The 18012-nt window shown below is 67.7% G+C and carries 16 protein-coding genes; 9 read left to right on the top strand and 7 right to left on the bottom strand.

The genetic code is table 11. The features are described 5' to 3' along the window. The first annotated feature begins 5 nt into the window (after positions 1-5). Complete coding sequence (locus HQ312_RS17775; RefSeq protein ID WP_222639891.1) at positions 6-890, top strand: LysR family transcriptional regulator; 885 nt, start codon at positions 6-8, stop codon at positions 888-890. 19 nt (positions 891-909) lie between these two features. Here HQ312_RS17775 and HQ312_RS17770 read toward each other — a convergent pair whose 3' ends face one another. Then, complete coding sequence (locus HQ312_RS17770; protein ID WP_261781852.1) at positions 910-1737, bottom strand: helix-turn-helix transcriptional regulator; 828 nt, start codon at positions 1735-1737, stop codon at positions 910-912. Positions 1738-1823: 86 nt separating this feature from the next. On the opposite strand from HQ312_RS17770, the gene HQ312_RS17765 reads away from it, so the two are divergent. Next, positions 1824-2504 (top strand): SDR family NAD(P)-dependent oxidoreductase, encoded by a 681-nt coding sequence (locus tag HQ312_RS17765; RefSeq protein ID WP_222639886.1) that lies wholly within the window; start codon positions 1824-1826, stop codon positions 2502-2504. A gap of 53 nt (positions 2505-2557) precedes the next feature. On the opposite strand, the gene HQ312_RS17760 is transcribed toward HQ312_RS17765, so the two are convergent. Beyond that, positions 2558-3412, bottom strand: coding sequence for a helix-turn-helix transcriptional regulator (locus HQ312_RS17760; protein WP_027504415.1), 855 nt, complete (start codon positions 3410-3412; stop codon positions 2558-2560). Between the two features lie 175 nt (positions 3413-3587). Here HQ312_RS17760 and HQ312_RS17755 point away from each other — a divergent pair, with 175 nt between their 5' ends. The 5 genes from HQ312_RS17755 to HQ312_RS17735 all read left to right on the top strand — a co-directional run bounded on the left by HQ312_RS17755 (position 3588) and on the right by HQ312_RS17735 (position 8446). Further along, a complete protein-coding gene (locus HQ312_RS17755; RefSeq protein WP_222639871.1) occupies positions 3588-4526 on the top strand; it encodes an SDR family oxidoreductase in 939 nt (312 codons plus the stop codon). Positions 4527-4605: 79 nt separating this feature from the next. Next, positions 4606-5070 (top strand): hypothetical protein, encoded by a 465-nt coding sequence (locus tag HQ312_RS17750; protein WP_222639868.1) that lies wholly within the window; start codon positions 4606-4608, stop codon positions 5068-5070. Between the two features lie 113 nt (positions 5071-5183). Then, positions 5184-7079, top strand: a complete 1896-nt coding sequence (locus tag HQ312_RS17745) for a bifunctional diguanylate cyclase/phosphodiesterase (protein ID WP_222639865.1) — start codon at positions 5184-5186, stop codon at positions 7077-7079. A gap of 99 nt (positions 7080-7178) precedes the next feature. Further along, on the top strand, positions 7179-7559 hold the full coding sequence (locus HQ312_RS17740) for a BlaI/MecI/CopY family transcriptional regulator (RefSeq protein ID WP_222639852.1): 381 nt from the start codon (positions 7179-7181) through the stop codon (positions 7557-7559). Then, entirely contained in the window at positions 7556-8446 is an 891-nt protein-coding gene (locus HQ312_RS17735; protein ID WP_222639849.1) for a M56 family metallopeptidase, read from the top strand. The genes HQ312_RS17740 and HQ312_RS17735 overlap by 4 nt, the downstream gene beginning before the upstream one ends. 23 nt (positions 8447-8469) lie before the next feature. Here HQ312_RS17735 and HQ312_RS17730 read toward each other — a convergent pair whose 3' ends face one another. From HQ312_RS17730 to HQ312_RS17715, 4 genes are all read right to left on the bottom strand, one after another. Further along, on the bottom strand, positions 8470-8952 hold the full coding sequence (locus HQ312_RS17730) for a DUF2231 domain-containing protein (RefSeq protein ID WP_222639846.1): 483 nt from the start codon (positions 8950-8952) through the stop codon (positions 8470-8472). Positions 8953-9000: 48 nt separating this feature from the next. Further along, a complete protein-coding gene (locus tag HQ312_RS17725; protein WP_222639830.1) occupies positions 9001-13413 on the bottom strand; it encodes a non-ribosomal peptide synthetase in 4413 nt (1470 codons plus the stop codon). A 117-nt stretch (positions 13414-13530) separates the two neighbouring features. Next, complete coding sequence (locus HQ312_RS17720; RefSeq protein ID WP_222639811.1) at positions 13531-14874, bottom strand: MFS transporter; 1344 nt, start codon at positions 14872-14874, stop codon at positions 13531-13533. Between the two features lie 153 nt (positions 14875-15027). Beyond that, positions 15028-15378: a VOC family protein gene (locus HQ312_RS17715; RefSeq protein WP_222639808.1), complete on the bottom strand. Its 351-nt coding sequence runs from the start codon at positions 15376-15378 to the stop codon at positions 15028-15030. A gap of 226 nt (positions 15379-15604) precedes the next feature. On the opposite strand from HQ312_RS17715, the gene HQ312_RS17710 reads away from it, so the two are divergent. Further along, a complete protein-coding gene (locus tag HQ312_RS17710; protein ID WP_222639806.1) occupies positions 15605-15841 on the top strand; it encodes a hypothetical protein in 237 nt (78 codons plus the stop codon). Positions 15842-16168: 327 nt separating this feature from the next. After that, on the top strand, positions 16169-17122 hold the full coding sequence (locus tag HQ312_RS17705) for an ABC transporter substrate-binding protein (RefSeq protein ID WP_222639803.1): 954 nt from the start codon (positions 16169-16171) through the stop codon (positions 17120-17122). Between the two features lie 53 nt (positions 17123-17175). On the opposite strand, the gene HQ312_RS17700 is transcribed toward HQ312_RS17705, so the two are convergent. Then, the gene (locus HQ312_RS17700) at positions 17176-18012 is read right to left on the bottom strand and encodes a phosphoglycerate dehydrogenase (RefSeq protein ID WP_261782431.1); all 837 of its coding nucleotides are present in this window, start codon (positions 18010-18012) and stop codon (positions 17176-17178) included.

Genomic DNA, 18012 nt, shown 5'->3' with positions numbered 1-18012 from the left:
CATCGGTGCCGACTCTGCGAGCCCTGGAATGCTTCGTGGCCGTCGTCGACGCCGGCTCTGTCACCGCGGGAGCAGCCCAGCTGCATCTGTCGCAGCCCGCGCTCTCCCATCACCTCGCGTCGTTGGAGACGGAGATCGGGAGTCCTCTGCTGGAGCGGCTTCCGCGAGGCGTGCGTCCCACGCCCACCGGCCGTGCCGTTCTCGTCGATGCGCGGATCGCGTTGGCAGCGGCCGAGCGCGTTCTGCGAACCGGACACGCTGCGGCACAGGGTGAAGCGGGCCGGCTACGCCTGGGGTGCGCGGAGAGCATGACCGTCCCGATCCTGGCGCCGACGTTGCGCACCTGGACCCGGAAGCATCCGGACATCGGTCTGGATCTGACCGAGTACACCAGCGCCGACGCGATGGCGACGGCGATCACGGACGGCGACCTCGACATCGCAGTGGGGCCGGCGCCGTCGCGCGGGTCCGCAGCGATGACCGAGATCGGGACCGAGGAGATCCTGGTCGTGATTCCGGAAGGTCTCGATCTCGCCGACGAGGACGCCGTCTCCTGGCCGAACCTCGCCGGCAGGCCGATCGTGCACTACCACCCGTCGAACGGCCTTCGTGGATGGTTCGACACCGTGGCTGCGACGCACGGAGTCCAGCTCGACGCTGTCACGCACACTCGACATGCCACGACGGCAGCACAACTCGCTCACGCAGGGTTGGGGGTCGCGCTCGTGCCGGCCACCGCCGTTCCCGCTCGCTTCGCCGGGATCGTCAAGTCGATGACACCTCCACTGACGAGGTCGGTCGTCGTGATGGTCGGGGCGGAATCGGACGCGCTGACACAAAGATTCGTGGCCGATCTCGTGTCGCGGGGCATCGGTACTCGCCGCTCCTGACCCGCTCCGCGCGACCGGCTCACACCAGAGTCTGCGTGCCGACGACGCGCAGCAACTCCAGACGTTGCTCGTCCTCGGAGCCGGGAACGGTGGTGTAGACCACGATGCGCAGATCGCTGCCCGGTGCCGTGAGCACATCGCAGTCGACGGCGATCGGTCCCACCGGCGTCGTCATCACCTTGCGGCTTGCCTTGTGCACCGACATGGTGGCGCGACCCCAGCGAGCGTCGAAGTCCGCACTCCTCGCCCGGAGTCGGGTGACGAGGGTGGTCAGATACGGGTCGTCGGGATAGCGGGCGTGTGCCGCTCGAAGATCGGCGACGAGGTCCTCGCCGAATTCCTCGTGATGGCGGTCGTCGTACCCGACGCCGGTGAAATCGTCGGTGAAATGGCGCCACACCACATTGCGGTCGACACCGTGTCGCAGTGCGGGGTCCCCGCTGATGGCTGCCCAGAGGCCGTTGTGATGGACGATGTCCCACGCTGCCGTGAAGACCGCCAGTGGCACGTCGTCCAGGCGGTCGACCATGCGCCGCACGCCGGGCCCGATGTGGTGCGGGACGAGGCGCCCGTTCGGTGATGCCAGTCCGGCCACCCGATACAGGTGATCCACTTCCTCGTCGTTCAGTCGCAGCGCTCGCGCCAACGCGGCGATGGTCTGCGCCGACGGGTGCCGCGCCCGCCCCTGCTCGAGGCGGACGATGTAGTCGACGCTGATGGACGCCAACGTGGCGAGTTCCTCACGGCGCAGTCCGGGTGCTCGTCTGCCGGGGACGGCGGGCAGGCCGACCTCCTCCGGTCGAGTCCGGTCCCGCCAAGCCCGGAGCACCGTCGACAGTTCACTCATGCACACCATCGTGCACCGCGTCGCCGGAGCGCGGGTGGTACCGGCAGTACCTGGACCTGCACGTCACCGGGCCACAGGATCGAGACATGACAACAGCACTCATCACGGGAGCGAACAAGGGCCTCGGACTCGAGACGGCGCGACGACTCGTCGACTCCGGTGTCGACGTGTACGCCGGCGTCCGCGACCCCGACAGGGCAGACGACGTCCGCGCACTCGGCGCACACGTACTACGACTGGACGTGACGGACACCGACTCGGTCACCGCGTCGGTGTCGTCACTTCCCCGACTGGACGTCCTGATCAACAACGCCGGCGTCATCGGACACGGCGGCGGTGTCGACGACCTGGACGCCGACTCCATGGCGGACACCCTCGACACCAACGTCGTCGGCATCGTCCGGGTGACGCAAGCAGCGCTGCCGCTGCTGCGGCAGTCGTCGAATCCGGTGATCGTCAACGTGGCCTCGGGTGTGGGAATGGGCCGCTTCCTCCAGGATCCCGGCCGGGACGAGTTCCCTGTCGCCGCCATCCCGTACGCCGCCTCGAAGGCGGCCGTCATCACTCTCACCGTGCAGTACGCCAAGAACCTCCCCGAGATACGAATCAACGCCTCCGACCCCGGCTACACGGCCACCGACCTCAACGGGAACACCGGGCATCAGACTGTCGCGGAGGGAACCGACGCCACCGTTCGCCTGGCCCTGCTCGGCAGCGACGGACCCACGGGGGAGTTCCACGACCGCACCGGGCGGATCGAGTTGTGAGCAGGCGGTCGTTCGGCTGATGGCATCGATTCCTCGACGTGACTGTGTGTTCGTCACGGGCCCGGTGTCGTGGACGTTCGTGTTCCCAGTGCGGGGAGCAGCTGAAGCTTCTCGTGACTCGGGCTGCCGGGAACTGCGGTGTAGACCAGAAGGAAATGGGACTGCAGCGGATCGACGAGCGTCTGGCAGGACAGTTCGAGGCGGCCGAGATCCGGGTGGACGAATCGCTTCGTCTCGGCCGGCCGCACTCCCACTTCGTGCCGCTCCCAGACGGTGCGGAACTCGTCGCTCTCCTGAAGCAGCGTCGCCGCGAGACGCGCAGCGCGCGAGTCGGGTCCGCGAAGGGTGGCGACCTCGCGTAGGCCGGACACCCATGTTCGGGTGAGGTGCGCGTGATCCTCGGGGGCGTACAGGTTCCTGCTCGCCGGGTCGGCGAACCACCGATACCCGATGCTGCGTGAGGGCCCGGTCCGGCCGGACTGATCACCGGTGAGCGCGACACCGAGTGCCGTCTGCCGCAGCGTCTCTCCCAACTCTGTGACGATCTCGGCGGGAGTGTCGTGCAGTCGGTCGAATATGCGCAGCAGGCCCGGACCGATGTGATCGCCGACGGCCCCGCGTGTCGGTGGGGTGTGGCCGGCGAGCCGGAACAAGTGGTCGCGTTCGGGTAGCGAGAGATGCAGTCCCTGTGCGATCGAGGCGACCATCTGTTCGGACGGTTGGGGTCCTCGCTCCCGCTCGATACGGGCGTAGTAGTCGGTCGACATGTGGCTCAGTGCCGCGACCTCTTCGCGCCTCAGCCCGTCGGTCCGACGTCGCAGCCCTCGTGGAAGACCCACGTCCTCGGGTTGCAGTGCGCTGCGGCGACCCCGGAGAAACTGGGCCAGCCCTGCTCTGTCGATCTCCATTGCTTCTTCCTATCGCGTGGCGCGTGCGCCGACCAGGGTCTGTCGATCCCCCTCTCACGCGCAAGGGGCGACCCGCCATCGGGGGATCGACGAGTCCTGGTTGTCGGGGGAGGACCCCGGCACGGTGAGGTCACACGTCGTCGACACGACACCTCACACCCATCAGGAGCGACCCATGAGACACACCATCGACATCGCCGTCCCCGATCTCTCCGGTATCCGAGCTGTCGTCACCGGCGGCAGTGACGGCATCGGCCTCGTCCTCTCCCGTCGCCTCGCGGCAGCAGGGGCGGAGGTGGTCCTGCCCGTTCGCTCGCAGAGCAAGGGGAAGGCGGCGATCGACGCGATCAGGCAGGCTCATCCCAGCGCCGACGTCTCACTCCGGCGCCTCGATCTCTCGTCGCTCGACTCCGTGTCCGCACTCGCGGACACGCTGTCGTCGGAGGGCAGACCGATCGGCATCCTCGTGAACAATGCCGGCGTGATGACTCCACCGTCGCGACGGACGACGTCGGACGGATTCGAGCTGCAGTTCGGTACGAACCACCTCGGCCACGTCGCGCTCGTGAGCCGTCTGCTTCCCCTGCTGCGAGCAGGGCGCGCCCGCGTCGTCTCACAGATCAGCATTGCCGCGAACAGCGGATCGATCAACTGGGACGACCTGAACTGGGAACGGTCGTACGACGGAATGCGCGCCTACAGCCAGTCGAAGATCGCCTTCGGACTGTTCGGCCTCGAACTGGGACGGCTCAGCGCGCAGCGTGGCTGGGGTATCTCGAGTCATCTGTCGCACCCCGGAATCGCGCCGACAGGTCTGCTCGCCGCGCGACCCGAGCTCGACCGGACCTCGCAGACGACGAGCCGTCGCGTGATCGAGGCCCTGTCCCGTCGCGGATTACTGGTCGGCACCACCGAGACCGCTGCGCTGCCGGCTCTGTACGCGGCGACCGCCGTCGACGTGACGTCCGGAAGTTTCCACGGGCCGGCGGGACTCGGGCACCTCGGTGGGCGTCCCGGACCGCAGAAGCTGTACTCGCGGCTGCGCGATCGTGCGGAGGCGCGACGGGTCTGGGAACTGTCGACCGAGCTCGCCGGAGTCGGGTTCCAGGACTGACTACCGGGCGCCGGACCCTCACCACGCGTGGTGAGGAAGAGCACGCATCCCGATCGGCGATCGTGTGCGAATGTGTTTCATGGGTCATCGCACTCAACCGACGCCGCGCTCGTGTGACTTCCTCGAGGTGATGGGCACGTCCGACATCGAACCCTCGAGTCGGTTCCTGGTGTGGTTGATCGACGACCGCGACACCGTGGTGGTGCGGGCAGCGGCCGACGTGTCGTCGGCGGTGCGGACGGCTCGCGCGTACTGCGCGGCCTGGGGAGCACGGGTGCAGTACATCGAGGGTCCGGACGGCCGGATAGTCGACCGCGCGGACTGGGAACCATCGATGACCGGCCCCCATCCGTTGCCGTACGTGTACACGGTGGAACTGCGATCGCCGCGCGCGACGGGACGTGACGAACTGGTGTCGGCTCTGTGGACCAGTACCGACCTCGACGAGGCGCTGCGATGGCGTGACATGCTCCCCGACGACCTTCGGGGTCGCAGCCTGGTGGTCAGCAACGCACCCGACGGTCACTATCCGACCGCCCCCTGACACGAGTGCATTCGGCTCCGTCGGCGTTCGCACGGCCACGGAACGATCGACGTGCGATGCTGGACGGGTCATAAGCCGTGAATGTCGGGGTTTGTCGCTCGTGACGTGTGCCCGTGGTCGAACCGACCATCGACTCACAGACGCCGAACGGAGTGATGGTGACGATCCCCGCCCGTGTCCTCGCGGACGTTCGTGCATCCCGACGCTTCGCGCTGGCGCAGACCGCGCTCGCCAGGCTCAGTGGGCTCGCCGTCTCCGCCGACCTGGACGAGGTGTCCGCCGCAGCGACCTCCACCGCGGCGACCCTGGTGGGGGTGGCGTCCGCGGCGCTCGCTCGGCACGAGAGTCCGGAGGATCCGTTTCTGCGCATCGACGCGGTCACCCATGTGCTGCGCACCGATGTCGAGGTGCGGTCCGGCGCCGGCTCCCTGGCCGGATTCGCTCTGGCGCACGGTCGATTGACCGTCTGCTCGGACGGCGAGACAGAGACACGGTTCGACACGTCCACCATGTCGTCGGTCGGCTTTCGCAGCGGCGCCGCTGTGCCGATCACGACGAGCGCCGGGGTGTGGGGCGCGCTGATCGTGTTCGGGGCGGAACCGAATCTGTTCGACGACACGGACATCGCGTTCCTGTCGGCGGTGGCCGGAGTGTTCTCCGCAGCGCTCGAACGCGTCGACCTCTCGCGGCTTCTCCGGGAACAGACCGATCACGATCCACTCACGGGACTTCCGGACCGCACGCGGGCCTACTCGGCGGTGGGCGATGCGTTGACTCGCGCGCGTGCGCATGGCGACGAGGTGGCGTTGCTCCTCCTCGACGTCGACGATTTCGCGATCATCAACGACAGCCTCGGACACGACACCGGCGACCGCGCGTTGGTCCGGTTCGCCGAGCGTCTCGTCGCCGCGGTCCGAACGCGGGACGCGGTGTATCGCTTCGGAGGTGACGAGTTTCTCGTCGTCTGCGGGGGCTTCGACGACGCCCGGAACGCCGAGGATCTCGCGTTCCGTGTCACCGCTGCGCTGGCCGCGCCGCCGTCCGCGGCCGATGCCCCCATTCCGATGAGTGCCTCGATAGGTATCGCGGTGTCCGAGCCCGGCGTCACGGTGCGGGAGTTGCTGCGGCGCGTCGATCTGGCGCTGCACCGCGCCAAGGACGGCGGCGGCGGAGCGCATGCCGTCTTCGACGCCGAGGACGATCACTACGACGCCGACCGCGTCCGCTCCCTGTCGGTCGACCTGCGGGCTGCCCTGGCCGAGGACGAGTTGACCCTCGCGTACCAACCCTTGGTGCACATCGCGACAGGGGAGGTGGTGTCCGTCGAAGCACTCGCACGCTGGAATCACCCGACGCTCGGGCAGATCGAGCCGTCCGAGTTCGTAGCGGTGGCCGAGCGCACCGGTCTGGCTGCGGTACTGGGGGATTGGGCGCTACGCACTGCGTGCCGCCAGGCGGCGACATGGCGCAGGGACTTCTCGATCACCGTGCGGGTCAACGTCAGCGCGCTCCAGTTGCGAGATCCGGCGTTCCCCGGCCGGGTCGCGTCGGTGCTCCGGGAGACCGGCCTACCGCCACAGGCCCTGGGGCTCGAGGTGACCGAGACGGTGTGGCTCGCCGACACCGGACGCGTCGCCCGGAACCTCAGCGCGGTGACCGAGATGGGCGTCGCGCTGCTCCTCGACGACGTCGGCGCCGGTCACAGCAGCCTGGCCTACCTCGAACGGTTTCCGGTGTTCGAGTGCTTCAAGATCGACAAGGGATACATCGACGCACTCGACACCCGGCGGGGCCGTGCGGTCGTCACCGCCATCGTCGCGTTGGCCAAGGCGTACGAGATGACCGTCGTGGGGGAAGGCGTCGAGACCCGCGCGCAACTCGATGCACTCGCCGAGACGGGATGCGATCTGGCGCAGGGGTTCCTGCTCGGCAGACCCGTCGACGCCGAGCGCACCACCGCCGTGCTGGAGCTCCGTGCGCCACGGGCGGAGACGGTTCGCGAGGTCTGACAGTCGCCGCGAGCCGAACTCGGACGGCCATGCGTCGGCAGTCGGAAACGCGAGGTGCCCACTACACTCGCTGTATGTCGAGGCAACGCACCCGGGCCGATGCGTAGGGAACCCGGTGCATTGGAGAAGGCGGTCCTCCGGCTTCTCGGTCAGCACGACGAACTCTCGGTGTCCGCAGTACGCACACTCCTCGAGGACGATCTGGCCCACACGACGGTGATGACCGCGTTGGTCCGACTTCACGGGAAGGGTCTCGTGACCAGGGAGCGACAGGGTCGATCGTTCGTCTACCGCCTGACCGCGCCGTACGAAGATCTGCCGGCTCTGCGTGCAGCGATGCGGATGCGTTCGGAACTCGACGCCGGTGAGGCTCGGGCGGATGTTCTCGCCAGTTTCGTGTCCGGTCTCGACCCCGACGACGAGCTCGTGTTACGCGAACTGCTGTCTCGTCACGGTTCCCCGGACACGAACGAATCGTGATCGGGTTCGTCGTGGTCGCGGCAGCACCGTGGACACTGTCGGTGATGGTGAGGCTCTGGTGCCGCAGGGTCGATCGTGACGTGTCCCCGGCCCGGGCGGTCGTGGTGCTCGCATCGTTGACGACCGTGGCGGCGTGTTCGGTGACCGCGTCACTGGTCGCTGTCGCCGCTGTTCTCCTCTCGTCGTCGACGTGGCCGGCGACCGTGATCGGTGCAGCCGTGATCCTGTGGTCGGCGTGGCGAGCAGTGCTCGTCGTGCGCCATCTTCGTCGGGTCGTCGCCAGTGCCCGTCGCACCGCACGGTTCGGCAGGGTCGCTGCGCGCTCCGACGGAGTGGTCGTGGTCGAGACGTCCGAGCCGGATGCTTTCGCGGTCCCCTCGGGTGGGGGTGCCGTGGTGGTGACGACCGGTCTACTGGACGCCCTGTCGGATGCAGAGGTCCGCGCAGTCCTGGACCACGAGCGGGCACATCTACGTTGTCGCCACGCTCTGTGGACCCAGGCGGTCGAGGTGTCCGCACTGCTCGACCCCGTTCTGTGTCCGTCCGTGGCACGGGTGCGACATGCCGTCGAACGGCACGCGGACGAATGTGCGGCAGAGGCCTCCGACAGGGTCACCGTCATGACAGCACTCGCCCGAGCGGCGCTGTTGCGTGGCGGCGTCGATCGGGAGACGGTCTCCTACACGGTGCCCGGCGCCGGCGGCGATGTCGTCGCCCGGGCTCTAGCTCTCAGCGCCCCTGCTCCCCGCCCGCGGAACGCGCCCGTCATCGCTGCGGTGGCCGTCGTCGTCGTGGTGATGGCCATGGTGATCGGCATTCTCGCGGACGTCACACAGGACGTCGTGGCGCCCGAGAGTGGAGAGACAGCCACCTCGGTCCTGCACTGAGTCAGGGGCGACGGACCTGTCTGTCACTCGCTGCTCTCGACCCCTGCTGCGGGCACGTCGCTCCACGTCGCGCGGGCGCCCGACTCACCGATCCGGTACACCTGGACGATGGTCGCGCCGCCCACGACGATCGCCAGGACCGCCACGGCGATCGTGAAGGGGTGTCGCACGGACCCGCCCCGGCGTTCCCTCAGATGGACGGCGACCACCAGGGCCGCCACGACGGCGAGGGCGACCGAGAAATAGATCATCGCGTCACCCAGCTCTGTGTGCGCGTGCACCTCCGGTGATCGCGGCACCCGCTTCTCGAGCCACTCGCCGGCGTCGGTGGTCAGGGGCGTCAGGATCAGGGTGAGGGCGGCCGACACAGCGATCAGCCACACCAGGCGTGATCGGACGGGTCGTGCGACAGCGGCGAGAATGGCGAGCACGGCAGTCAGCGGCGCGAGAACGACGATGAAGTGGACCAGCAGGATGTGGGCGGGCAGACCGTTGATCGTCGACACTGGAGCTCCGATGGTCGGATGCGCGGCGCCGTGCCGCACGAACACATACTACAGATCGTGTAGTAACTGGTCGGTCCGCTGGTCGACCATGGTCTCCCGGCGCCACGACGCTCCCGGCTCGTCGATCAGGTCCCGCAGTGCGCGGGCGAGTTCCCGGCCGAAATCCTCGATCGTCGAGGCGTCGTACACCGCGGTGGGATACACGATGGCCACCTCCAGTCGATCGCCAGGCGACTCGCGATGCTCGACGACGTGAACGTGCAGATCGCATTTCGCGGTGTCGAGGGGGCGAGGCTCAACCGTGGCTCTGGTCGGCGTCCCGTCCGGTGTGGTGTCCAGCGTGACGACGTCCGCCTGCATCACGTCGTAGGAGAGTGCGATCTGAAAGAGAGGGTGCCGCAACGGGTGTGGTCCTGGATCGAGTTGCGCTGCGATGGCGTGGAGAGGTACCGACGTGTGGTCGAGCGCCCGTGTCTCGCTCGCGTGCGCGGACCGCACGACATCGGACATCGAGAACGTCGACGTCAGATCGGTACGAACGGGCACCGTGGTGGTGAACGTGCCCACGATCTGTTCGAGCGCCGGATCGTTCCGTTCGGCGACCGGCGTGCCGACGACGATGTCCTCGGCTCCCGTCGCTCTGCTCAGTGCGACGAGTAGTGCGGTTCTGAGAACCGTGAAACGTCCGACGCCGCACTGTCGCGCCACGGCGTCGATGTGTCGGACGGTCTCGCTGTCGACGTGGGTGGTGTCTCGCGCCGCGGTGTAGGACCAGACGCAGGGCAGGGGGCGGCCGGCGGGCAGAGTCGCGGTGAAACACGCTCCGCGTAGTTCGTCGGACCAGAAACTGAGATCTCCGCTCGTCGGACGGGCCGCCGCCCAGACGCTGTAATCGCCATAGCTCAGAGGTATCGACACGAGATCCGGTGAACGACCTCGGGTTCGAGCGCGATAGGCAATGGTGAAATCGGCCGCGAGGATCCCGAGTGACCACCCGTCCGCAGCGATGTGGTGCACGACGCACGCGAGTACCGCATGGTCCGGCGCGACGTGAAGAATCGCAACTCGGAAGGGGCGTCGGTACCGGACGTCGAAGGGAGCGGCGAGAATGTCGCGCATGGTCGTCTCGGTGAAGGGAAGCGCGTCGATCGTGACAGGCTCCGGGTCTCGCTCGACGACCTGACGGGGCCCGTCCGGTGAATCCGGGTACGTCGTCCGCAACGTCGGGTGTCTCTCGATCAGATCGTCGAACGCTCGCGATGCGGCATCGACGTCGAAAGGTCCTGTGATGTCGAGGGTGAACGGCAGATTGTAGAGGGGGAGTGGCGAATCGCGATCGATGTCCCGTTGCTGTGGAGCCAGGGGAACTCCGTGCGCAGCGTTCGCGAGACCTTCTCGTGCACGGGTCACGCGCTCTTCCGGTGAGCCTGAGACTCTGGAGTCCAGGACTGCAGCGAGCGCACGGACTGTCGGCGCGTCGACGATGTCCCGTACCCCGACGTCCGTCCCGGTGGCGGTGCGCAGACGCGACACCACGCGCGTGGCTGCCAGTGAGTCCCCACCCATGTCGAAGAACGAGAGTGCGACATCGACCGTCGTCGACTCCAGTACCTCGCAGAATGCTCGAGCGACGAGCGTCTGCATCGCGCCGGACGGCGCGGAGGTCGAGCTCACGGGAACCTCGGGTTCGGGAAGGGCCTCCCTGTTCACCTTGCGATTGGCGGTGAGGGGCATGGCCTCGACGACAGTGATGGTGCTCGGAATCATGTGTGCAGGGAGACTGCGTGACAGGAACCGACGCATGTCGTCGACATCGACGCCGGCACCCACCGGAACGAGATAACCGTCCAGTCGAGCAGTGCCGTCGGACCTCCGGCCGACCCGTACCGCGGCAGCGGACACGGCGGTGTGCCGACGCATCGCGCTCTCCATCTCACCGAGTTCGACTCTGTTGCCGCGGATCTGGACCTGATCGTCCGTTCTACCGTGGTATTCGAGAGTGCCGTCCACGAGACACCGCGCGAGATCGCCGCTTCGGAAGAGACGTGAGTCGGACGAGAACGGATCGGCTACGAAGCGAGCCGAGGTCATCGCAGATCGTCCGAGATAGCCGCGTGCCAGACCAGCCGCCTCGATGTAGATCTCACCGATCGCGCCGGGAGTGACGGGTCGAAGCTGTGCATCCAGCAGATGAATGCGTACACCGGTCATGGCGCGCCCGATTCCAGATGGATCCCCGTCGGCGAGGGGCCCGGTCATCGTGACACTGCACGTGGTCTCGGTCGGGCCGTATGCATCGAGAAGCACTCGACCTGAACACCATCGGGTCATGAGGTCATCCGGCGCGTCCTCTCCGCCGACGATGACGGTACCGATGGACCCAGCCCGGTCGATGTCGAGTGTGGCGAGAGCGGAGGGGGTGACGAAGAGATGCGTGACGCCGGCACGCACTGCGAAGTCGGTGAGTTCCGGTCCACCGAACACGTTCGGCGGCGCGACCGCCAGGGCACATCCGGTCGCGGCGGCTGCCAGGAGTTCGACCACCGCGGTGTCGAATCCCGGCGCGGCCGACAGGCAGACACGCGAGGAGGTGTCGAGGCCGTAGTGCGATCGGATGTGATCCACCAACGACCCGATACCGCTGTGTGTCACGACGACTCCCTTGGGGGCGCCGGTCGAACCGGAGGTGTAGATGATGTACGCGGCGGTCCTCGGATCTCGGCGGATCGACCCGACCAGGGCACCCGATCTGGGTGTCGCGGCACGGTCGACGAGTGGAATCCACACCGGGCCGACGCCGTTGCCGACGTGTGGCCCGGCGTCTCCGAGTGCCGTCGTCGCCCGGCTGTCCTCGAGAAGAAACCGGGCGCGCGCGACCGGGAGGTCCGGATCGATCGGCACGTACGCGGCGCCGACACGAATGACTGCCCAGAAGGCCACGACCGCCTCGACCGAGCGCGGAACCCGAACAGCCACAGGATCTTCGGGTCCGAGCCCGCGTTCGCGCAGTATGCGCGCGAGCGCATCGACGTGGGTGGCCAGTTCCGCATACGTGACGACTCGGCCGTCTCCCGTGATGGCCGGCGAGTTCCCGTGATGCAGGACGGCGGCATCGAACACGTCGGCCAGTGTCGTCGGCGCGCTCGCGGTCGGTCCGACCGATGCGGGTGCCGAGTCCATCTCTCCGGGAAGTCGGATGTCGAGTGCGGAGACGAGGGTGTCGGAGGTTTCCGGGCGAGTGAACTCTGCCGACAGTCGGAGGTAGCGACGACGCAGCCTGTCGAGATCCGCGGCGGTGTGGGCAGCGGGATTGCCTTCGATGTCGACGCGGGGTGCGCCACCGGAGACGGCGGGATGAATGTTGACCGCGAGGTCCGACACCGGACCCGTCGTCAGAATCTCCAATTTGCCGCACAGGTCGCCGATGGGCAGGTCCTCGGCGAACATCATGATGTTGACCGTCGGACCGAAACTTTCGTGCCCCGGGGCGCCTGCCGCGGCGACTCGTCGGGCCGTCACAGCGGTCCTGGACCGCCGCAACACGGCGCTGAGTGACTTCTCCGTGAGAGCGATCGCGTCGCCGACTGTCCCGTCACCGATACCTGTGAGAACGAGCGGTGCGACTGCCGACATCGTGGACCCCGCGCGCCTACTGATCGCATCGGCGCGCACCGAGATCGGGAGGGACAACCGGATGTCGCGAGCACCGGTCATGTGGCAGAGCAGGACGGCGAAGGCGGCGATCATCGTCGCCGTGGTCGCATATGACGTCGAGGGGCCGGCAGCCTCGGGCGTGTCGGTAGGAACTGCCGACCCTGGTCCCGTCCGGACCGAGACCGGGCGCGGACGATGGACGCGCCCGAGTCGAACGGCGGATCGCGCGGACACCGCGTCCAGTTCGGCCCAGAATGTCTCGTCGCGTGTCGAGCGGGCCGACGCGCGAAACCGAGTGTCCTCGTCGAGCAGCATCTCCGGTGTGGGAATGTCGATCGGGGGAACGGCTTTTCCGTGCACGCTCGCCGCGTAGAGGTCGGCGGTGCGCGCCAGCACCAACATGCTGGTGTGTCCGTCCTGGGCGATGTGGTGCGCGCGGGTGAACCAGAGGACGCGGTCGTCCTGCACGCGGAACACGGTCGAGGTCACGAGGGGCCCGTCGAACGGGAGGAGGTCGTCACAGGCGCTGCGCATCGCATAGCGGGCGGCGTCGGCGGCGTCGTCGAGTTCTCGGAGATCACGCACGTCGACGTCGGGCGTCGCTTCCACGAAGGTCTGACACGGCCGGCCGTCGATGTCCCGGACGCGCAGGGTGGACGACCGATACTCGGCCAGGGCGGTGGTGGCGCTGAGGCGCAGCGCGTCGACATCGAGGTCACCCGTGATCTCGACGCAGTAGGCGATCGTGAACGGCAGATCGGGGGTCACGTGCTGGGCGTACCAGACGGCAGCTTGCGCCGATGTCAAGGGCAGGGGTCCGTCGATGTCCCCTCACCCCCCGTCCCACTCGTGACTACTACTCATCAAGTAGTACCACGAGCGGCGGCTCCGACGGCGGCACGGAATGCGCGATGGGGTACTGATTCACGTCCTCCCCACGACCGACGTCGCGGACAGATGCAGGTCTTCCTCGCGAATGAGCGCCGTGGCGATGACGCTGATCACCGACGTGCCGACGAGGAAGCCGCACGCGAGCCAGGGTGACCCGCTCGCCGCGGCGATCAGAGCGGTGAGAACGAGGGGCGTCACGCCCGAGGCGTAGATCCCGGAGAACTGGTAGACCACGGACAGGCCGGTGTAGCGGATCTCGGTCGGATAGAGGCTCGCGTACAGCGTGCCCTGCGCTCCGTAGAAGGTGGCGTGGACGATGCCGAACACCAGGACCAGTCCGAGTCCGAAGAGCCACAAGCTGCCCGTGTCGAAAAGGGCGAACACGGGAAACACGGCCAGCCCGTATGCCGCGATGCCGGTGACGTACACACGCTTGGCGCCCACCCTGTCCACGAGCACCCCGGACACCGGGATGAGCACCGCCATCACCACTGCCGCCACGGTGACCACGAGCAGGACCGAGACCTTGTCGAACTTCAGTTGTGTCGTCGCGTAGGTGATGGCGAAGACACCCCACGTGTTGAAGGCGGCACCCTCGCCCCATCGCGACAGCAGTCCGAGGACGGTGCTTCGCGCATGGCGCCGTGCGAACACCTCCTTGATCGGTGCGCTCGATCGCTGCTGGAGTTCCGACACCTCGCGGAACGCCGGCGTCTCCTCCACCTTCAGGCGCACGACCAGACCGACGATCACCAGAACGAGACTGACGAGGAACGCGATGCGCCAGCCGTAGGAGAGGAATTGCTCTTCGTCGAAGATCACCTGCAGCAGGGCGAACATTCCGGTGCCCAACGCGAGGCCGAGCGCGAGACCCACCTGCGGGATGCTTCCGAACAATCCACGCCGACGCGCCGGGCTGTGCTCGACGGCCAGAAGCACGGCACCGGCCCACTCGCCGCCGAGAGCGAAACCCTGTGCGATGCGCAACAGCAACAACAGAATCGGAGCCAGCAGACCGACGTCCTCGGTCGTCGGCAGGACGCCCATCAGGGTGGTCGCCACACCCATGATCAGCATCGACAACGCCAGTGTCTTCTTGCGGCCGATACGGTCTCCGAAGTATCCGAAGACGACTCCACCGATGGGGCGCACCACGAATCCGACGGCGAAGGTGGCGAAAGACAGCATGGTGCCGACGAAGGACGACTGATCCGGGAAGAACAGGCGACTGAACACCACACTCGCCGCCGTGGCGTAGAGGAAGAAGTCGTACCACTCGACGGTGGTGCCGAGGAGGCTCGACGCCACGACCGTGCGAAGGCGCTTGCGCCGGTCGGCATCGGGTTCGAACGAGGCCGAGTCGGTGAGGGCAGTCATGTACTCCGACACTGGCGTACGAGCTGTCCCGCGGTCACCCGTTGTGCTCGAGCTGATCCGAACGTCCACAGGACATGGGCACCGTGGATGACTCTGACTTTCGATCGCATCGTGTGACTCGGCTGCACACATTCGTCGCGATCGTCGGGTCGGTCAGTACACCGTCCGGAAACCGCCTATCAGGGTGATGACGTTGCCGTCGGGATCGGTGATCGGCGCGAGCCGAACTCCGTTGGTGGCGTCCGTGGTGTCGCCGACGGCGAGTCCGCGGCCCGCGAGCTCGGTGGTGTGAGCGTCGAGGTCGTCGACGGCGAGGTTCGACCGCGTCCCGCCGGCCCGGTCGGCATCGAGGAACACCTGCATCCACGCCCCCGGCACGATCTGCCACTCGATCAGACCCGGCATGGGGTTGTTGTCGGGTTCGCGTCCCAGCAGGCGCGCATACCACTCGCGTGCGACATCGATGTCGCGCACGGGTACGACGGTCAGTACGTGGTCGATCATGGGCTCGTCCTCTCGTCGGATGTCACTGATGTGGACCGGCGCGAGGTCGGGAACTCATCGACCACGCGCCCGCTGTGCGTGATCCGGTGCAGCTGACCGTGCTGTACACGGTTCACTGCACCGGATCGTCGGCCACACGGGAGTTGTGAGGGGTGTGGCAGCAGGGTCGGCTCGCTATCGTGAATGACTGGACCGGCACGGTCGATGACGATGGAGGCGAACCGGGGTGGCGGACGATTCGGACGTGGCGCAGGCGCGGGTGTTTCTCGCGGCGCTGGACGACGAGATCGCGACCGTATCGGTTCAACTCGAGGACGCGCGTCGGCTCGCCGCAGAAGCTCGGGCCAGGGGGGACGCGCCCACCGGTACGTGGCACGAGCAGCAGGCCGCGACACACAAGCGGACTCTGCGAGAGCTGCACCGGCAGACGCAAAATTTGCGCACCCGGTTCGCGCTGGCCTGAGATCCGAACTCTGGAACCTCCGCGAACGGGATCGACGCGATCCGGTGCGGTGGACTCGACGTCGTAGGGTCGACGTGTGAGGACACGACTCGGTGCTCTGGACCGTCGCACCCGCACAGCGCTCGGCGGCCCCGGGCTCGGGGTGGTCGCGCTTGCTGCGCTCGTCGTTCTCGGTGCCGTTATCCTCGTCCACGCGGTGGACCCGGATGGGTGGGTCGTGGCGGTAGTGCTGGCGCTCGTTGCGCTGGTCGTCAATCTCGGAGGGGCCCGCCGTTCACGCAGACGGTGACTCACCGAAGTGAGGTAAGCCTGCGCTAACATTCGGACATGTCGACCATTTCCGCCGGGCGCGCCGGCGCTCTCCTCGCTGCCCTCGCTCTGGCTGTCGCCGGGTGTTCCACCGAGTCCGGGAGCAGTTCCGGTGGGGAAGAGTGGTCTCACACCACTGCCTTCGGCAACACCGTGTCGCTGGACGCACCGCCGGACACGGTGGTCGTCGACGCGTACTCGGCTGCCGCACTGTGGGACTACGGTGTTCGCCCTGCCGGGGTCTACGGCTACGGCATCACCAACGGGCTGGGTCTCGGTGACGCGGACCTCGATTCCATGACCGTCGTGGGTACGGATGCGGTGTTCGAGACGGAGGTGGCGGCGAATATGGGCGCCGACCTCGTCGTCGGCTATTCCGCCGAGACCGATCCCACGTCCTGGATCTGGTGGGAGGCAGCGCAGGCCGAGCAGATCAACGTCGTCGCTCCCTTCCTGGGCATCGACCCGTCCTCGTCGCTCGACGGAACGCTGGATCAATACCGTTCGCTCGCAGCATCACTGGGCGCCGACGTGGACTCCCCGGAGATCGCATCCGACCGTGCGGACTACGACGCGGCGAAACTGCGGGTGCGCGATGCTGTCGCCGCGAGTCCCGGCGTGACGGTGCTGCCCGTCAACGCGGCCGCCGACGCCGTGTACATCGGAACGGAACAGTTGTCGGTGCTGGGACTGCTCTCGGACCTCGGCGTGGGTCTCGCGGGTCCGGGATTCGACGGACCGTGGGCGACGGTGAGCTGGGAGAACGTGGCTCAGTACCCTGCCGACATCGTTCTCGAGTACCCCGCGAGCCGCGAGGTGCTGGACGCCTCACCCGTCTACGGTTCCATTCCTGCGGTCACCTCGGGCGATGTTCTGGACTGGGACGACAAGCGTCCCACCACCTATACCGAGTACGCGGACTGGCTCGACCGCCTTGCGGACGCCGTCGACCGCTCGAGCTCGTCGACCTGACGCCGACCGGGGGGGTACTCCTGCATGGTCCAGGGGCCCCGTCCGGCGGCGGCTCAGGGTCGTCTCGTCGCCACCGCCGACTCGTTGATCGCACCCGCGGCCGGCCGACCGGCCAGTGCTGCGACGACGGACTCGGCGGCCGCGGTACCCGCATCGGTGCGCGCCTCGCGGGTCTGACCGGCCAGGTGTGAGGTGGCCACGACCGTGGGCATGGCCAGGAGCGGGTTGTCCGGGTTCGGTGGTTCGGTGGCGAAGACGTCGAGCGCCGCTCCCGCGATGGTGTGGTCGCGGAGCGCGTCGACGAGGGCATCCTCGTCGACCATCGATCCGCGGGCCGTGTTGACCAGGTAGGCAGAGGGTTTCATCTGGGCCAGTGCCGCGGCGTCGATGACTGGTGCGCCGCCGGCACGGGCGTGGAGGCTGACGAAATCGGACTCGCGGAGCAGAGTGGTTCTGTCGACGTAGGTGACCTCGAGTGCGGGGTCGGGATGGCCGGTGGAGATCAGGACGGTCATGCCGAACGCGTGAGCGAGGTCCACGACGGCCCGTCCGCTCGGCCCGAGGCCGATGATGCCGAGAGTCGCGCCCCGTAGCTGTCGAGTGTCGTGGCGTGGCCACTCTCCGCGCCGCACGCCGTCGGTGGTCTCGCCGATCCGCCTCGCGCACATCAGGAGCAGAGCGAGGGTCATCTCGGCCACCGCATGGCGGTTGGCTCCGGGGGTGTTGCAGACGAGGACGCCGTGAGCGGTGGCGGCCTCGATGTCGATCGAGTCGTATCCGACTCCGCTGCGCGCGATCACGCTGAGGGACGGGGCCGCGCGCAGCATGGCGGCGGTGACGGGTTCGCTGGCGATGATGGCAGCGTCACTCGCGGCGAGGAGCGCGGCCAT

The organism is Rhodococcus sp. BP-316 (assembly GCF_019836105.1).
GTDB lineage: Bacteria > Actinomycetota > Actinomycetes > Mycobacteriales > Mycobacteriaceae > Rhodococcoides.
This window is presented reverse-complemented; position numbering and strand designations above follow the sequence as displayed.

Bases quoted from the DNA above. Each gene is read 5' to 3' on its own strand.
- HQ312_RS17770 (WP_261781852.1), bottom strand. From the start codon at position 1,737: ATGAGTGAACTGTCGACGGTGCTCCGGGCTTGGCGGGACCGGACTCGA.
- HQ312_RS17765 (WP_222639886.1), top strand. From the start codon at position 1,824: ATGACAACAGCACTCATCACGGGAGCGAACAAGGGCCTCGGACTCGAG.
- HQ312_RS17760 (WP_027504415.1), bottom strand. From the start codon at position 3,412: ATGGAGATCGACAGAGCAGGGCTGGCCCAGTTTCTCCGGGGTCGCCGC.
- HQ312_RS17755 (WP_222639871.1), top strand. From the start codon at position 3,588: ATGAGACACACCATCGACATCGCCGTCCCCGATCTCTCCGGTATCCGA.
- HQ312_RS17750 (WP_222639868.1), top strand. From the start codon at position 4,606: ATGGGTCATCGCACTCAACCGACGCCGCGCTCGTGTGACTTCCTCGAG.
- HQ312_RS17740 (WP_222639852.1), top strand. From the start codon at position 7,179: ATGCGTAGGGAACCCGGTGCATTGGAGAAGGCGGTCCTCCGGCTTCTC.
- HQ312_RS17720 (WP_222639811.1), bottom strand. From the start codon at position 14,874: ATGACTGCCCTCACCGACTCGGCCTCGTTCGAACCCGATGCCGACCGG.
- HQ312_RS17715 (WP_222639808.1), bottom strand. From the start codon at position 15,378: ATGATCGACCACGTACTGACCGTCGTACCCGTGCGCGACATCGATGTC.
- HQ312_RS17705 (WP_222639803.1), top strand. From the start codon at position 16,169: ATGTCGACCATTTCCGCCGGGCGCGCCGGCGCTCTCCTCGCTGCCCTC.
- HQ312_RS17700 (WP_261782431.1), bottom strand. From the start codon at position 18,012: ATGGCCGCGCTCCTCGCCGCGAGTGACGCTGCCATCATCGCCAGCGAA.